This is a genomic window from Martinezella lusitana, assembly GCF_016901135.1.
Lineage (GTDB): Bacteria > Pseudomonadota > Alphaproteobacteria > Rhizobiales > Rhizobiaceae > Rhizobium > Rhizobium lusitanum_D.
Genome location: NZ_JAFEVL010000075.1, coordinates 40,066 through 53,063, shown reverse-complemented (window position 1 = coordinate 53,063; position 12,998 = coordinate 40,066). Strand labels below are relative to the sequence as shown.

The following is a 12,998-nucleotide window of genomic DNA, read 5'->3' as shown; positions in this document are numbered from 1 at the left end:
TTACGGCGTACCTGATGCCTTGTCGATGATCGCATCGACGAAATGCCGTTTCTCCGCGGTATAGCGATCGCCATCGTGTCGGTGCTTTTCCGCCAGCTCTAATTTCAGCCTGGCATATTCGGCCATGTCGGCAGGGTGCAACCTGAGATGATCGCGAAAGATTATCCTTCGTTGATGCGTCTGGTTGTTCGGCGGGCAGAGATAAATGCGTTCCGGCGGCTTGCCATCGCGCAGCATGAACGCCCAGACATCGTCATCGTAGCGATTGCCGCGCGGTTCGTAATCCTGATCCAGAAGAAGCTGCGTTGCTGGCGGTATGTCGTTCGGACTACGAAGAATGATGTCGATATCGATAAGCGGCTTTGCCGTTAGGCCGAGAATGGATGTGCTGCCGATGTGCTCGATCGCCACGACGTAGGGTGCCAGCAATCGTTCGAGCTTGCCGCGAATACGCTGGAAATTCGCCGGCCAATCCGGATCATAGGGCACCAGTTCCACCCCCGTACCCATTGTCATGATCGTTCCCCTGCAGTGCCACCCTTGACATAGTCCAGCAAGCCCGCGACCAGCGCATCGAACGTCACGCGGCAGCGCGGCGATGTCTTCAGGTTTTCATGCATGACGACCCAGGTGTCGAGCGGCAATTCGATCTCGGGCAGCAGGCGCACGAGGTCTCTCTCGCGTCTTGCCAGAGGTACCTGGAGGAAACCAATTCCGATGCCTGCGCGCAGGGCGTTATGCTGCGCAATGCTATGGTCGGACCGAAAGACGAGGGGGACGCCGTCGAACACGGGATAGCGCTTCAGCATCATCCTGATATAGGCCGTCTGGCGATCGAAGCCGATCAGCTTGTGTCGACGCAGGTCTTCGATGCTCTCGGGTTTGCCGTGTCGTTCGATATAAGTGTGATGGGCGAAGAAGCCGAGCGCGATGACACCGATATGGCGGGAGAGCAGAGCTTCCTGCGCCGGCTCGACCATGCGAACGGCGATATCCGCCTCGCGCTGCAGCAGATCCTCCACCGCATCGGAGGCGGAAAGCTCCACGATCAGCTCCGGGTAGCTGGCCTGCAGCCCGGCAAGGATCGGTGGCAGCACTTGCGTGCCGATGACTTCGCTGGCGCTGATGCGCACTGTCCCGCTCACCCTGTCGCGTGAGCCCGAAGCGGCGCGCAACAAGGCGGCGGTCGTGTTGGCCAATGTCTCCGCATAGGGCTTCAGGACAAGGGCGGCATCGGTCGGAATGAGGCCTTGTTGCGAGCGCGTGAAGAGTTCGGCGCCGACCGCAGCTTCCAGCGCGTCGATATGGCGGCCGATGGTTGGCTGGGTGAGGCCGAGATCGCGGGCGGCGGCAGACAGCGAACCATGCTGCAGCACGGCGAGGAAGGTGCGATAAAAATCCCAGCTCGGTTCAGATGCTATCATACATTTATGTATAGTATCTGCAGATTTTTTGACAATTTCGTTTATTGGGCGCGCGAAGCATAATCGGCTCATCGAACCAATGGAGATGACGATGAGCGTGCAGATCGAGAATACGAAAACCGCATTGATACTCGGCGCTACCGGCGGCATCGGCGGCGGCGTTGCCGAGGGGCTTGCCGCCCGCGGCTGGCGCATCCGGGCACTGAACCGTGATGCAGCGCGGGCGGCTCGTCGCCAACCGGGCTTCGACTGGGTCCAGGGTGACGCCATGCGGGCCGAGGATGTCTTGAAGGCTGCGGCGGGAGCCGATGTTATCGTGCACGCCGTCAACCCGCCCGGATATCGCAACTGGGGACAGCTCGTACTGCCGATGCTTGATAACACCATCGCGGCGGCAAAGGCGGTCGGTGCGCGGATCGTGCTGCCGGGTACGGTCTATAATTTCGGCCCCGATGTCTTCCCCAATGTCACCGAGGATAGCACGCAGCGGCCGAAAACCCGCAAGGGCGCCATCCGCGTTCAGATGGAACGGCGCCTGAGGGCGGCTGCGGAGGAGGGCGGTACGCCGGTCATCATTGTTCGTGCCGGAGATTTCTTTGGCGGAGCCCGCGCCAATAGCTGGTTTTCACAGGCCATGGTGACACCTGGCAAACCGATCCGTTCCGTAACCTATCCGGGCAAATCCGGTATTGGGCATCAGTGGGCTTACCTGCCCGATGTTGCCGAGACGATGATCCGCCTGATCGAGCAGGGCGACGAGCTGCCTGCTTTTGCTGTCTATCACATGCGCGGCCATTGGGATGGCGATGGCAGGCAGTTGGTCGATGCCGTGCGGCGCGTGCTCGGGCATCCTGTGAAGGTCAAGGCGTTTCCCTGGTGGATGGTGCCACTGGCTGCTCCCTTCGTGCCGTTCATGCGGGAGTTGCGTGAAATGAGCTATCTTTGGGACGTGCCGTTGCAGATGAGAAACGACAAGCTGCTGGCCGCGCTCGGCGAAGAGCCGCACACGCCGATCGACGAGGCTGTGAAGACGAGCCTTGCAGCAATCGGCTGCCTGCCGGCGGCATGAGCCGACCGTCAGGCGCCGAGCTCGGCAAAGGCAATACCCGCGACGGTGAAATCCGAATCCGCATTCTTCGTGTCGCCGTCACTCAAGAACCAGGCGGCCGAAAGTCCCGCATAGGCGATGATCCATTGCAGCAGCCGTTTCGGCTCGAGGCCCGTCTCGGCGCAAACGATCGGCAACTGCCGTTGCAAGCGACCCGGTTTGGTGACGGTCGGCAGCTCGGGATTGCAGAAGGTATTGGCGAAATCGAAACCGCGCTCGCCATAGACCCGCTTGGGATCGATGGCGAGCCAGCCGCGAGGGCCGAAATCCAGAATGTTCTCGTGGTGAATATCGCCGTGCAATATGGTCTGGTCGCGTTGATCCGCCAGAAGGCGTGCGGCCACCTCGGCGCAAGCGGCGAGCATGCCGCCGTGAATGCGCGCTGCCGGTTCGAGTTCCCGGAACCAGCGATCCAGAGGTACGAGATCCGACGGAAGCGGTTTTGCCCTCGGCGCATGCAGCCTTGCCGCCGTGCGACACATGATCCGGCTTGCCTCGTCGTCTTCGCCCTGCATCGCCATGGTGAGCAGCGAGCCTGGCCCGGTCGCCCGCTCCATAAGCGCGGCATTGTCATCATGCTCGTAGACGAAGGCCGTGCCGTCACCGTCCCACCAGCGCAACACGCGATTACCGAACTTCTCGTCGACATCCAGCGCGATCTTGAGCATGGCGGGCTTATCTCGCCAGAGGACCGGCAACAGATGGCTCGAATGGGTGATGATGGGATCGCCGTCGGGTGTCAGCGACCAACGGTCGATATAGGGATCAAACATGTATCGGCTTTGCTATACCTGGGCATTGTGCTTCTGGAGCGTGCATGCCTGCTTAGCTCGGTTGTGCCGTGTCTGTTTTCAAGCGTTGAAACGGAAAAACCCTCGCAACGTTTCGTCGCGAGGGTGCTTTGTTGGTATCGAATTAAATCCGAGATGCGTGCTTACGCGTGAAAGCGCCGCCTGCGGCTCAGGCCGCTTCATTGAGCGTGGGATAATCGGCATAGCCCTTGGCGCCACCGCCATAGAGCGTTGCCTGGTCCCATGGCGCCAGCGCAGCATCTTCCTTCAGGCGATGGACGAGGTCCGGATTGGAGATGAACGGCTTACCGAAAGCGACGACATCGGCCTTGCCGCCGTCGACGGCCTCGATCGCCATCTCGCGGGTATAGGCATTGTTGACCATCCAGCCGGCCTTGCCGCCTGCGGCCTTATAGGCTGCGTGCAGGGCATCGTAGTCGAAGGGCAGGAAGTCGCGCTTGCCGCCAGTCTGGCCTTCGACGACATGGATGTAGGCGAGGCCATACTTTGCCAGGCCATTGACCACATAGGTGAACAGCTGCTGCGGAGCGGGATCGCTCGCATCGCCGGACGCGGTTACCGGCGAGATGCGGATCGCCGTGCGGCCGGCACCGATTTCCTTTGTGATGGCATCGACGACTTCGAAGAGGAAGCGCGCGCGGTTTTCGATCGCGCCGCCATACTGGTCGGTGCGGTCGTTGACATTGGCGCGCAGGAACTGGTCGATCAGGTAGCCGTTGGCGCCGTGGATCTCGACGCCATCGAAGCCGGCATCGATCGCAGCGCGGGCAGCCTTGCGATAGTCCTCGATAATGCCTGATATTTCCGAGGTTTCGAGAGCGCGTGGCTCGGAAACATCGGCAAAGCCGCCGGTGCCGTCGCTATTGACCAGATAGGTCTTCGAGTTCTCGGCGCGCTTGGAGGTGGAGGAAACCGGCTTGCCGCCATTGGGCTGGAGAGTGGTGTGGGAGATGCGGCCGACATGCCACATCTGCACGACGATCTTGCCGCCATTGGCGTGCACGGCGTCCGTCACCTTCTTCCAGCCGTCGAGGGCTTCTTTGCTGTAAAGACCGGGCACGTCGGCATAGCCCTGACCCTGATGGGTAATTGCCGTTGCTTCGGTGATGATCAGCCCGGCACTGGCGCGCTGGGCGTAGTATTTGACGTTCAGCTCGTTCGGCACGGCATTCGGGGAGCGATTGCGCGTGAGAGGCGCCATGACGATGCGGTTGGCAAGGGAGATGTCGCCAAGCTTCGTCGGTTCGAACAATTTGGTCATGGGTCGTCCTTTCTTATGATGGGGGGCGGGAGGAGGAGAGTTGTCAGGACGAGGCGAGGGCCTCGCCCTTGGAGCGGGTGGCTGCGAACGTCAGCAAGACGGTGATGAGGCCGAGGATCGCCATGGCCGAGCCGGCAAGTGGCACCTGCGACAGCGAAAAGCCTTGGTCGATGACCACGCCGCCGATCCAGGCGCCGAGTGCGTTGCCGGTGTTGAAGGCGCCGATATTGATGGTCGAAACCAGGTTCGGCGCATCCTTTCCGAAGGAAACGACGCTGATCTGCAACGCAGGTACAGCCGCAAAGGCTGCCGCCGCCCACAGGAACAGCGTGATCTCGGCACCGACAAAGGAATGAATGGTGACGCTGAAGATCGCCGACGTCACCGCGATTGCGATGAAGACGCCGGCAAGCGTCGTGCCGAGGCGCCAGTCGGCGAGCTTGCCGCCGATCAGATTGCCGATCGTCAGGCCGACGCCGATGGACAACAGCGTCCAGGTGACGGTTTTCGGCGAGACGCCGGTGACGTCGCGCAGCATCGGGGCGATATAGGTGAAGAGCGCGAACATGGCGGCCGAGAAGAACACGGTCGTCAGCAGCGACAGCCAGAGGCCGGTGCCGCGCAGTGCCGAGATCTCGCGGGCGAGATTGCCCTGACGCACCTCTTCGCCCTTCGGCAGTACGGCGATGAGGCCGATGATCGAGGCGACGCCAAGAAGAGAGACGATCCAGAACGGCGCGCGCCAGCCAAAAGCCTGGCCGAAGGCCGTGCCGAGGGGAACACCGAGCACGTTGGCGAGCGTCAGGCCGGTGAACATCAGGGCGACGGCGCGGGCCTTGCGATCATCCGCAACCAGGCTTGCCGCGACCACCGAGCCGATGCCGAAGAAGGCACCGTGGCAAAGCGCGGTAACGACCCGGGCGATCATCAGCACCCAATAGCCCGGGGCGATGGCGCAAAGGAGATTGCCGAGAATAAAGAAACCCATCAGCATGATCAGGGCCGAGCGCCGCCGCAGATGGGCGGTCGAGACCGCCATGATCGGCGCACCGATCGCAACAGCCAGCGCGTAGCCGGTGACCAGCCAGCCGGCTTGCGGAATGGTGACGGACAGATCCGAGGCCACTTCGGGCAACAGCCCCATGATGACAAACTCGGTCGTGCCGATGGCGAATGAGCTGAGCGCGAGAACGAGAAGCGCAAGAGGCATGTTCAAAGTTCCTTTTGCAGGGAGTCGAGGAATTCCGCGATGGTCTCCTCGTTACGCTTGTAGAAAATCCACTGCCCCAGCCGTCGCGTGGTCACCAGGTCAGCGCGGTGCAGCGTGCTCAGATGGGCCGACACGGTGGATTGAGACAGGCCGCAGCGCTCGAACTGGCTGGCGCAGACACCCAGTTCCAGCGGATGCTCCTGCGTCGGGAAATGAGTATGCGGATCCTTGAGGTGGTTGAGGATTTCAAGCCTGGCCGGATGGGCCAAAGCCTTGAGTATCTCGCTCTTGTCCATGGTGTTCACCACATGAATATCGAATAATGACGATATATGTATCGATGGTTTTCGATATATCAAGGTCGACGCGGGATATTATTTTCCGCATTGCAATAGGGGCGACTGCTCAGAAAATGGGCAAAAAAAGAGGGCCACCGGAGTAAACCAGGGCCCTATAGGTATGAAGGTCAAAAACCTCCAGAGGGGAACAGCCAATGCGGTGGAACTGGGAGGAAAAGCCACCATGTGCATCAGCTGTGTGCGTTATGATGCTAATTTGTGCAGTGCGCAATGCTTTTTTGTGCATGGCAGTTATGCGTTTGCGGGGTCAGCGCCAAAAAGGCAAAAAAAAGGGCCGCCGGAGTAAACCAGGGCCCTATAGGTATGAAGGTCAAAAACCTCCAGAGGGGAACAGCCAATGCGGTGGAACTGGGAGGAAAAGCCACCGTGTGCATGAGCTATGTGCGATATGGTAGTTAAATGGGCAGGCTTCAACTCTATTTTGTGCATATCAGCTATGCGTCATACGCGCGGCTGATATATTAGTCTCAAAAAGAGTTTGTTATCAGTGGTTTACCTTTATCTAGAAATTCCAGTTCCGGGCCTTGGCGACGACAAAATCTCGGAAAACCTTGAGCTTAGCCGCATTTTTCATCTCGTCAGGATAGCAGAAATACGTATCGAAGGACGGGACGTCCGCATTGATGGCAAGTTGAATCAGGCCCGGATCCCGGCCGACGATGTAGTCGGGCAGCACGGCGATGCCGATGCCGAGCAGGCAGGCGCGCTTGATCGACGTCTGGCTGTTGATCTGCAGATGCGGCATTCGCTTGTTGTCGGACGAGCGTCCGGCGATCTCCAGCCAGTTGACGTCGAGCAGGTAATTCGGTGCCGGCTCGCCGAAGCTGATGATGCGATGCTCGTCCAGATCCTCGACCGATTGCGGCTCGCCGTAGCGATTGATGTAGGAGGGCGCCGCATAGACGTGCATATGCACGGTGAAGAGCTTGCGCTGGATCAGGTCCGATTGCTGCGGCTGGCGCAGGCGGATGGCGCAATCCGCATGGCGCATGTTCACGTCCAGCTCCTCGTTGTCGAGGATGAGCTGGATCTGCATATCCGGATAGAGCTGCAGGAATTCCTGGATCTTGTCGGTGAGCCAGCCCTGGCCAAGGCCGACCGTCGTCGTCACGCGCAGCTTGCCGCTCGGCTTGTCGGTCGTTTCGGTCAGTTGCATCTTGACCGTCTCGAGCTTCAGCAGAACATCGTGTGCGGTGCGGTAGAGCAATTCTCCCTGTTCGGTCAGAATGAGGCCGCGCGCATGGCGATGGAAGAGCTTGATGCCGACATCCTGCTCCAGCGCGCTGACCTGCCGACTGATGGCGGATTGGGACAGGTGCAATTTATCCGCCGCATGCGTGAACGATCCCGCTTCGGCAGCCGCATGAAAAATACGCAGCTTGTCCCAGTCCAATGGCATGCCGCTTCCCCTCATCGGCTGCCTCACTCCGCAGCCACGGCGACGGGCATATGCCCAGTCAAGTAACGTTCCGCCTCAAGCGCGGCCATGCAGCCCATCCCCGCTGCGGTGACCGCCTGTCGGAACGTATCGTCGGTCACGTCGCCGGCGGCATAGATGCCTTCGAGGCTGGTCGCCGTCGAATCCGGTGCGGTCCAGAGGTAGCCATTGTCCTTGAGCTTCAGCTTGCCCTTGAAAAGCTCGGTCGCCGGCGCATGGCCGATGGCGACGAAAATACCGTCGATCGTCACATCGGTGACGGCACCGGTGCGCGTATCGCGCAGGCGCGCGCCGGAAACCGACGGCGGCATCGGCGGCTTGGCCGGCGTGCCCGTGATTTCAGCGACTTCGATGTTCCAGAGAATCTTCACGTTCGGCTTCGCGAACAGGCGTTCCTGCAGGATCTTTTCAGCGCGGAAGGATTCGCGGCGGTGCACTAAGGTCACCGACTTGGTGATGTTGGAAAGATAGAGCGCTTCCTCGACAGCGCTGTTGCCGCCGCCGACCACGATCACGTCCTTGTTGCGATAGAAGAAGCCGTCGCAGGTGGCGCAGGCGGAGACGCCGAAGCCCTGAAAGTGCTGCTCGCTCTCGATGCCGAGCCACTTGGCCTTGGCGCCGGTGGCGATGATGAGTGTGTCGGCGGTCCAGACCTGGCCGCTGTCGGTGCGAGCGACGAAGGGACGCTGATTGGTGTCGACCTCGGTCACGAGGTCATTGACGATCTCGGCGCCGACATGCTGGGCCTGCTGCAGCATTTGCTCCATCAGCCAGGGCCCCTGGATCGGGTCGGCAAAGCCCGGATAGTTTTCGACATCCGTCGTGATCATCAGCTGGCCACCCTGTTCCAGGCCGGCAATCAGGACCGGCTGCAGCATGGCGCGCGCAGCATAGACAGCGGCAGTATAGCCGGCTGGGCCGGAGCCGATGATGAGCACCTTCGTGTGGCGGGCAGGCATAGTCAGTCCTTTCAATTTCAGCGCTTGGGAAACCGCGGCTTCAACGCGAAAAGCAGGCGATTTCACGATCCGCCGCTCCATTTATGATTGCCGCATGCATTTATTCAAGGGCAGCCTTGCATTACTAACAGAGCAAATCTGCTTTGTGTAAGAATCGGTTACGCTAGAGAAACTTTCTTGCGTATTTTCCTGCCTTATATAGAAGCTGGCGAAGGGGAATTAAAGAAAGGCCATAAAGTGCTTCGCGCTGAACTCGATGCCATCGATATCAAGATCCTGCGGGAGCTGCAGCGGGACGGGCGGATGACGAATGTCGAGCTGGCCGATCGAGTCGGCATCTCCGCGCCGCCCTGTCTGCGCCGGGTGCGCAAGCTGGAGGAAGCCGGCATCATCGAAGGCTATCATGCCATGCTGAACAGCCCGAAGCTCGGCTTCGATCTCGTTGCCTTCTGCATGGTCGGTCTCAAGCATCAATCCGAGGCCAATCTCAAGGCCTTTGCCAGTGCTACGGCGGAATGGCCGCTGGTGCGGCAGGCGTGGATGGTTTCCGGCGACAGCGATTTCCTGCTGCATTGCGTTGCGGAAAACCTCACCCGGTTCCAGGATTTTGTCATCGAGGTTCTGACGGCGAATGAGCACGTCGATACGGTGCGTACGATGCTGACCATTCGGCAGGTCAAGAAGCTCGGGTTGGTGGAGCTTTAGGACGGATGGCGGATCGCCCCTGGCACCGATCGCTGATCAAGTCCGGCGTGCGCCTCGTGCTGGGCGGTTCGCTGGCTCACGTGCAGGATTGGTTTCCCGGGCTCAGCATCGTTCGCAGCCAAAATGTGAGCGAAGTGCTCTATCGCGGCTCCAAGGTCGCGAGCCTCGTCGGTATGGATCGGCTGCGTGAGCGCTCCGGTGACAATATCTATATTGTCGGCTCAGGCCCTTCGATTCGCGCTTGCGATCTGAGTGGACTGGAATCCAGGAGTGCCATTCTGCTGAACGGCGCTATCGGGCTCATCGGCGACCGGATCGTCGAGCCGCTTGCCATTGCGGTCGAGGACGAACGTTTCGTCTGGCGGCATATCGAAATGATGCGGAAGAAGATCGCGCCGGGCTCGCTTTGCTTGTTTTCCATTGCCGTGCTGCGTGCGCTTTGCGAGATCGACAAGGGCTGGCTGGCGGACAAGACGATCATTCTGATCGATGACATCCGCAAGCCCTATGGCGCCCGCCGCCGCTCCCCCGACGACATCAGGCAACTCCAATATGCGCGGCTGGATGCGACCGGTTCCGCCGGTTTCTCGCTCTCGCCGGATCGCGGTGTTTTCCTTGGCGGCTCGGTTGCGGTGTCGGTGCTGCAATTTGCCTTGTATTGTACACCAAAGACGATCGGCTTTCTGGGCATCGATATTTCCAATGCGCGTGAACCGCGTTTTTATGAGACCGGAAGCGACACTGCTTTCTCAGGCATAGCGCGGGCCGAAGACCGCATTGTCGAGCACCTCGTGTTCGCCCGGCAAATCGCTGGGGAACGCGGTGTTTCGTTCATCAACTATTCGCCCGTTTCAGCGCTGCTGAAGTATGATTTCGGTTACGACGACAGGTTTGCTGCAAGGTCGAAGGCTTGACGCTACCGTGAGGTGCTGAAATCCCTTGGGTCGTTCCGTTAGGACATACGGACTGCTCGGCTCGGGGCTTGCCAACGCAAGTCGTTGATTGTTAGCAACGCATCGTCCCGTTGCAGAGAAAGAGGCTGATGCGCTGGCTGAAACCCAAAGGCTCCGATGCCAAGAAACTGACCATCGAGCCGCCCGAGCCGCGGGCAGGGCGGCATGGCATTGCCATTGCCGCCTGCGTCAAGAACGAGGCGCGCTACATCGAAGAATGGGTGCGCTTCCATCAGGCCGTCGGCATTCGCCACTTCTATATCTATGACAACGGCTCCACGGACGACACCTGTGCACGGCTTCGCAATCTCCTGGATGAGGAGACGCTGACGATCATCCCTTGGGCCGGACGGATGCAGGATGCAGCGACGTCAACGATGCTGAACGGCCAGGTCATCGTCTTCGCGCATGCGATCCTCAATTTCGGCTGTCACTACCGCTGGATGGCCTTTATCGACGTGGATGAGTTCCTGCTGCCGAAAGAGGCGCGCACGGTCGAAGAGGCGTTGGAGGCAGTCGGCGATTTTCCGAATGTTTCGCTGCCATGGCACATGTTCGCCACCAGCGGCCATGAGGCGCCTCCTGCCGGGCCTTTGACGCTGAACTACACGCAGCGTGGCGCCGATCCGATGACGCGTAAGGAAAATGTCAGCAATTTCAAGTGCATCGTCGATCCGTGTGAAGTGACAGAGGTCAGCGTTCACCAGTTCCAGACGCGAGCTTATGAGGATCTGACGGCCAATGATGCCGGCCAGCGCTTCACGCGGCGGGCGCGGAAATCGCCTGAGTTCTATTCGAACCGGTTCCTGCAGCTCAATCACTACTACACGAAATCTAGACAGGAGCTGATGGAGAAGCTTGAGCGGGGATGGGCCTACGACAGCAGCGCGACGAAATACCGGGACAAGGTCCTGTCCATCGTCAAAAGCATCGAGGAAGATATGGTGGAAGATCGTTCGATGATCGACTTTATCGAACGCAATCATGTCGATCTCGGTCGCTAGCCTGCCCGCTCAATCGTTGGCGATGAGCAGCCGTCGATAGACGTCGCCAATGGCAGTCGCTTCCTTTTCCAGTGCGAAATCGCTGCGCACATGACGCACGGCGTTTTCGCCCTGACGGAGCGTCTCCTCCGGATTGGCAAGATAGAAGGCGATAGCCCTGGTCAGCGCTTCACCATCGTCGGCGGGGACGACGGCACCGGTCTCGCCCGGAACGATCAGCTCCGCATAGGCGCCGGCATCCGAGGCGACAACCACTGTGCGGGACGCCATGGCTTCGAGCGGCGTCAAGCCGAAACCTTCGTTGCGGGAGGGGGCGACGTAGAGGGTCGCGCGACGGTACCAGGGCTTGATATCGTCGACTTCGCCAAGAAAACGGATGCGATCGGCAAGGCCGGCGTCGGTCACCAGCTTCACCAATTCATCGCCGAAGCCGCGATGTTCGGCAGTCACCCGGCCGCAGATGACGGCGGTCCAATCCGGATAGCGCGGCAGAAGCTCGATCATCGCCTTGACGAAGAGATCGGTGCCCTTCTGATGGCGGACGCGACCGAAGCAGCCAATCAAGTAGGTGCCGGGCAGGCCGGTCGCGACCATGCGGTCGTCAGCGGTCTCTGGCGGATGAAAACGGTTGAGATCGACGCCATGCTGGATGACGGTATGCGGCACCTGCAGGAAACTGCCGGAGCGGGTGCTGGTGGCGATAACAGCGTCCATGCGGCGGATGAGCCAACGCGTATAGCCGGTATGGTGGCGCTGGGCCGCCGAGGTGAAGACCAGCTTCAACGGCATGCGCAGGACGGAGCGCAGCAGCAGACCGACCAGCATCTCGTTGTTGCGGCGGGCATGCCAGACACGCACGCGATGCCGGCGCGGCTTGGTCCAGAGGCCGAAAAGCCTGACCCAGCCAAGCTTGGGCAGATCCGCCGGCAGACCGGGGCCGAGCGTTGCGATGTGATAGCCGAGCTCGATCTGCTTTGGGATCAGCTGCACGATCGTGGAGGTAACGCCGGAGAGCCGGCGTTTGAAATTCGTCGCGACGATCTCGATCTCGCGGAGATCGCTCGCATGCGTTGAATCGCGATCGCGCACGGGGCTGATCAGCCCCAGGTGACGGAGAGGATTCCGTAAGCCTTGGCGCCGCCGGGTGCATTGACCTCGATGGAATCGCCGACTTCCTTGCCGATCAGAGCGCGTGCAATCGGCGAGGATATGGAAATGCGGCCGGCCTTCACGTCGGCTTCCTGGTCGCCGACGATCTGATAGATCTTCTCTTCCTCGGTGTCCTCGTCGACGAGTTTCACCTTGGCGCCGAACTTGATCTTCGAGCCGGACATCTTGGAAAGGTCGATGACTTCGGCGCGTGCCGTCAGGTCTTCGAGCTCGCCGATGCGGCCTTCATTGTGGCTCTGTGCTTCCTTGGCGGCATGGTACTCGGCATTTTCAGAGAGGTCGCCATGGGCGCGCGCTTCCGCAATTGCCTCGATGATTCTCGGGCGCTCTTCCTGCTGACGCCAGCGCAGTTCTTCCTGCAGCTTGACGAACCCGTTCTGTGTCATCGGTACCTTTTCAACCATTTGCCTTGTCCTTCACTCCCTGCGCTGCTCTTCCGCACACACAAAAGAAAACAGGTTCCGAAGCGGTACTTCGGAACCATGTAGAGCCATTATTTTGTCATCTATAGCAGATTGCGACAGCCGATTTCCAGAAAATTCGATGACTTATGGGAGGCTACTCCACGTCTTCGCATGCCAAGGCCGGGTGCCCG

General features: G+C 60.1%; 14 protein-coding genes. 4 read left to right on the top strand and 10 right to left on the bottom strand.

The annotated features are described in order from the left end of the window. Both JTP94_RS31965 and JTP94_RS31960 read right to left on the bottom strand, forming a co-directional pair. Positions 1 to 516 (bottom strand): GrpB family protein, encoded by a 516-nt coding sequence (locus JTP94_RS31965; RefSeq protein ID WP_409456646.1) that lies wholly within the window; start codon positions 514 to 516, stop codon positions 1 to 3. Continuing rightward, entirely contained in the window at positions 513 to 1,424 is a 912-nt protein-coding gene (locus JTP94_RS31960; RefSeq protein WP_204854383.1) for a LysR family transcriptional regulator, read from the bottom strand. Before JTP94_RS31960 ends, JTP94_RS31965 begins: the two co-directional genes overlap by 4 nt. A 91-nt stretch (positions 1,425 to 1,515) precedes the next feature. Here JTP94_RS31960 and JTP94_RS31955 point away from each other — a divergent pair, with 91 nt between their 5' ends. Beyond that, the gene (locus tag JTP94_RS31955; RefSeq protein WP_246755436.1) at positions 1,516 to 2,493 is read left to right on the top strand and encodes an NAD-dependent epimerase/dehydratase family protein; all 978 of its coding nucleotides are present in this window, start codon (positions 1,516 to 1,518) and stop codon (positions 2,491 to 2,493) included. Positions 2,494 to 2,501: 8 nt separating this feature from the next. Here JTP94_RS31955 and JTP94_RS31950 read toward each other — a convergent pair whose 3' ends face one another. The 6 genes from JTP94_RS31950 to trxB form a co-directional block, all read right to left on the bottom strand. Further along, a complete protein-coding gene (locus JTP94_RS31950) occupies positions 2,502 to 3,305 on the bottom strand; it encodes an aminoglycoside phosphotransferase family protein (RefSeq protein WP_204854381.1) in 804 nt (267 codons plus the stop codon). Between the two features lie 187 nt (positions 3,306 to 3,492). Continuing rightward, positions 3,493 to 4,605: an alkene reductase gene (locus tag JTP94_RS31945; RefSeq protein ID WP_204854380.1), complete on the bottom strand. Its 1,113-nt coding sequence runs from the start codon at positions 4,603 to 4,605 to the stop codon at positions 3,493 to 3,495. A gap of 43 nt (positions 4,606 to 4,648) precedes the next feature. Next, entirely contained in the window at positions 4,649 to 5,815 is a 1,167-nt protein-coding gene (locus JTP94_RS31940) for an MFS transporter (RefSeq protein WP_204854379.1), read from the bottom strand. A 2-nt stretch (positions 5,816 to 5,817) separates the two neighbouring features. Beyond that, positions 5,818 to 6,111, bottom strand: a complete 294-nt coding sequence (locus tag JTP94_RS31935; RefSeq protein ID WP_204854378.1) for a helix-turn-helix transcriptional regulator — start codon at positions 6,109 to 6,111, stop codon at positions 5,818 to 5,820. Between the two features lie 565 nt (positions 6,112 to 6,676). Continuing rightward, positions 6,677 to 7,573 carry a LysR family transcriptional regulator VtlR gene (locus JTP94_RS31930; RefSeq protein WP_034504110.1) on the bottom strand — a complete coding sequence of 299 codons (897 nt, stop codon included), beginning with the start codon at positions 7,571 to 7,573 and terminating at the stop codon, positions 6,677 to 6,679. Positions 7,574 to 7,596: 23 nt separating this feature from the next. Then, positions 7,597 to 8,571 carry a thioredoxin-disulfide reductase gene (gene trxB / locus JTP94_RS31925; protein ID WP_204854855.1) on the bottom strand — a complete coding sequence of 325 codons (975 nt, stop codon included), beginning with the start codon at positions 8,569 to 8,571 and terminating at the stop codon, positions 7,597 to 7,599. 237 nt (positions 8,572 to 8,808) lie between these two features. Between trxB and JTP94_RS31920 the strand changes: the two genes are divergently transcribed. The 3 genes from JTP94_RS31920 (at position 8,809) to JTP94_RS31910 (ending at position 11,233) form a co-directional block, all read left to right on the top strand. Then, positions 8,809 to 9,276 (top strand): winged helix-turn-helix transcriptional regulator, encoded by a 468-nt coding sequence (locus tag JTP94_RS31920; RefSeq protein WP_034504112.1) that lies wholly within the window; start codon positions 8,809 to 8,811, stop codon positions 9,274 to 9,276. Between the two features lie 5 nt (positions 9,277 to 9,281). Continuing rightward, the gene (locus JTP94_RS31915) at positions 9,282 to 10,190 is read left to right on the top strand and encodes a glycosyl transferase (RefSeq protein ID WP_204854377.1); all 909 of its coding nucleotides are present in this window, start codon (positions 9,282 to 9,284) and stop codon (positions 10,188 to 10,190) included. A gap of 128 nt (positions 10,191 to 10,318) precedes the next feature. Next, complete coding sequence (locus JTP94_RS31910; protein ID WP_204854376.1) at positions 10,319 to 11,233, top strand: glycosyltransferase family 92 protein; 915 nt, start codon at positions 10,319 to 10,321, stop codon at positions 11,231 to 11,233. A gap of 9 nt (positions 11,234 to 11,242) precedes the next feature. Here JTP94_RS31910 and JTP94_RS31905 read toward each other — a convergent pair whose 3' ends face one another. Together JTP94_RS31905 and greA are read right to left on the bottom strand one after the other, a co-directional pair. Then, positions 11,243 to 12,322, bottom strand: coding sequence for a glycosyltransferase family 4 protein (locus JTP94_RS31905; RefSeq protein ID WP_204854375.1), 1,080 nt, complete (start codon positions 12,320 to 12,322; stop codon positions 11,243 to 11,245). A gap of 8 nt (positions 12,323 to 12,330) precedes the next feature. Beyond that, the gene (gene greA, locus JTP94_RS31900) at positions 12,331 to 12,807 is read right to left on the bottom strand and encodes a transcription elongation factor GreA (RefSeq protein ID WP_034504116.1); all 477 of its coding nucleotides are present in this window, start codon (positions 12,805 to 12,807) and stop codon (positions 12,331 to 12,333) included. Between the last annotated feature and the right edge of the window lie 191 nt (positions 12,808 to 12,998).

What these genes read in the sequence shown, in the direction of transcription:
- JTP94_RS31965 (WP_409456646.1), bottom strand. Translation starts at nt 516, where the DNA reads ATGACAATGGGTACGGGGGTGGAACTGGTGCCCTATGATCCGGATTGG.
- JTP94_RS31960 (WP_204854383.1), bottom strand. Translation starts at nt 1,424, where the DNA reads ATGATAGCATCTGAACCGAGCTGGGATTTTTATCGCACCTTCCTCGCC.
- JTP94_RS31955 (WP_246755436.1), top strand. Translation starts at nt 1,516, where the DNA reads ATGAGCGTGCAGATCGAGAATACGAAAACCGCATTGATACTCGGCGCT.
- JTP94_RS31950 (WP_204854381.1), bottom strand. Translation starts at nt 3,305, where the DNA reads ATGTTTGATCCCTATATCGACCGTTGGTCGCTGACACCCGACGGCGAT.
- JTP94_RS31945 (WP_204854380.1), bottom strand. Translation starts at nt 4,605, where the DNA reads ATGACCAAATTGTTCGAACCGACGAAGCTTGGCGACATCTCCCTTGCC.
- JTP94_RS31940 (WP_204854379.1), bottom strand. Translation starts at nt 5,815, where the DNA reads ATGCCTCTTGCGCTTCTCGTTCTCGCGCTCAGCTCATTCGCCATCGGC.
- JTP94_RS31935 (WP_204854378.1), bottom strand. Translation starts at nt 6,111, where the DNA reads ATGGACAAGAGCGAGATACTCAAGGCTTTGGCCCATCCGGCCAGGCTT.
- JTP94_RS31930 (WP_034504110.1), bottom strand. Translation starts at nt 7,573, where the DNA reads ATGCCATTGGACTGGGACAAGCTGCGTATTTTTCATGCGGCTGCCGAA.
- trxB (WP_204854855.1), bottom strand. Translation starts at nt 8,571, where the DNA reads ATGCCTGCCCGCCACACGAAGGTGCTCATCATCGGCTCCGGCCCAGCC.
- JTP94_RS31915 (WP_204854377.1), top strand. Translation starts at nt 9,282, where the DNA reads ATGGCGGATCGCCCCTGGCACCGATCGCTGATCAAGTCCGGCGTGCGC.
- JTP94_RS31910 (WP_204854376.1), top strand. Translation starts at nt 10,319, where the DNA reads ATGCGCTGGCTGAAACCCAAAGGCTCCGATGCCAAGAAACTGACCATC.
- greA (WP_034504116.1), bottom strand. Translation starts at nt 12,807, where the DNA reads ATGGTTGAAAAGGTACCGATGACACAGAACGGGTTCGTCAAGCTGCAG.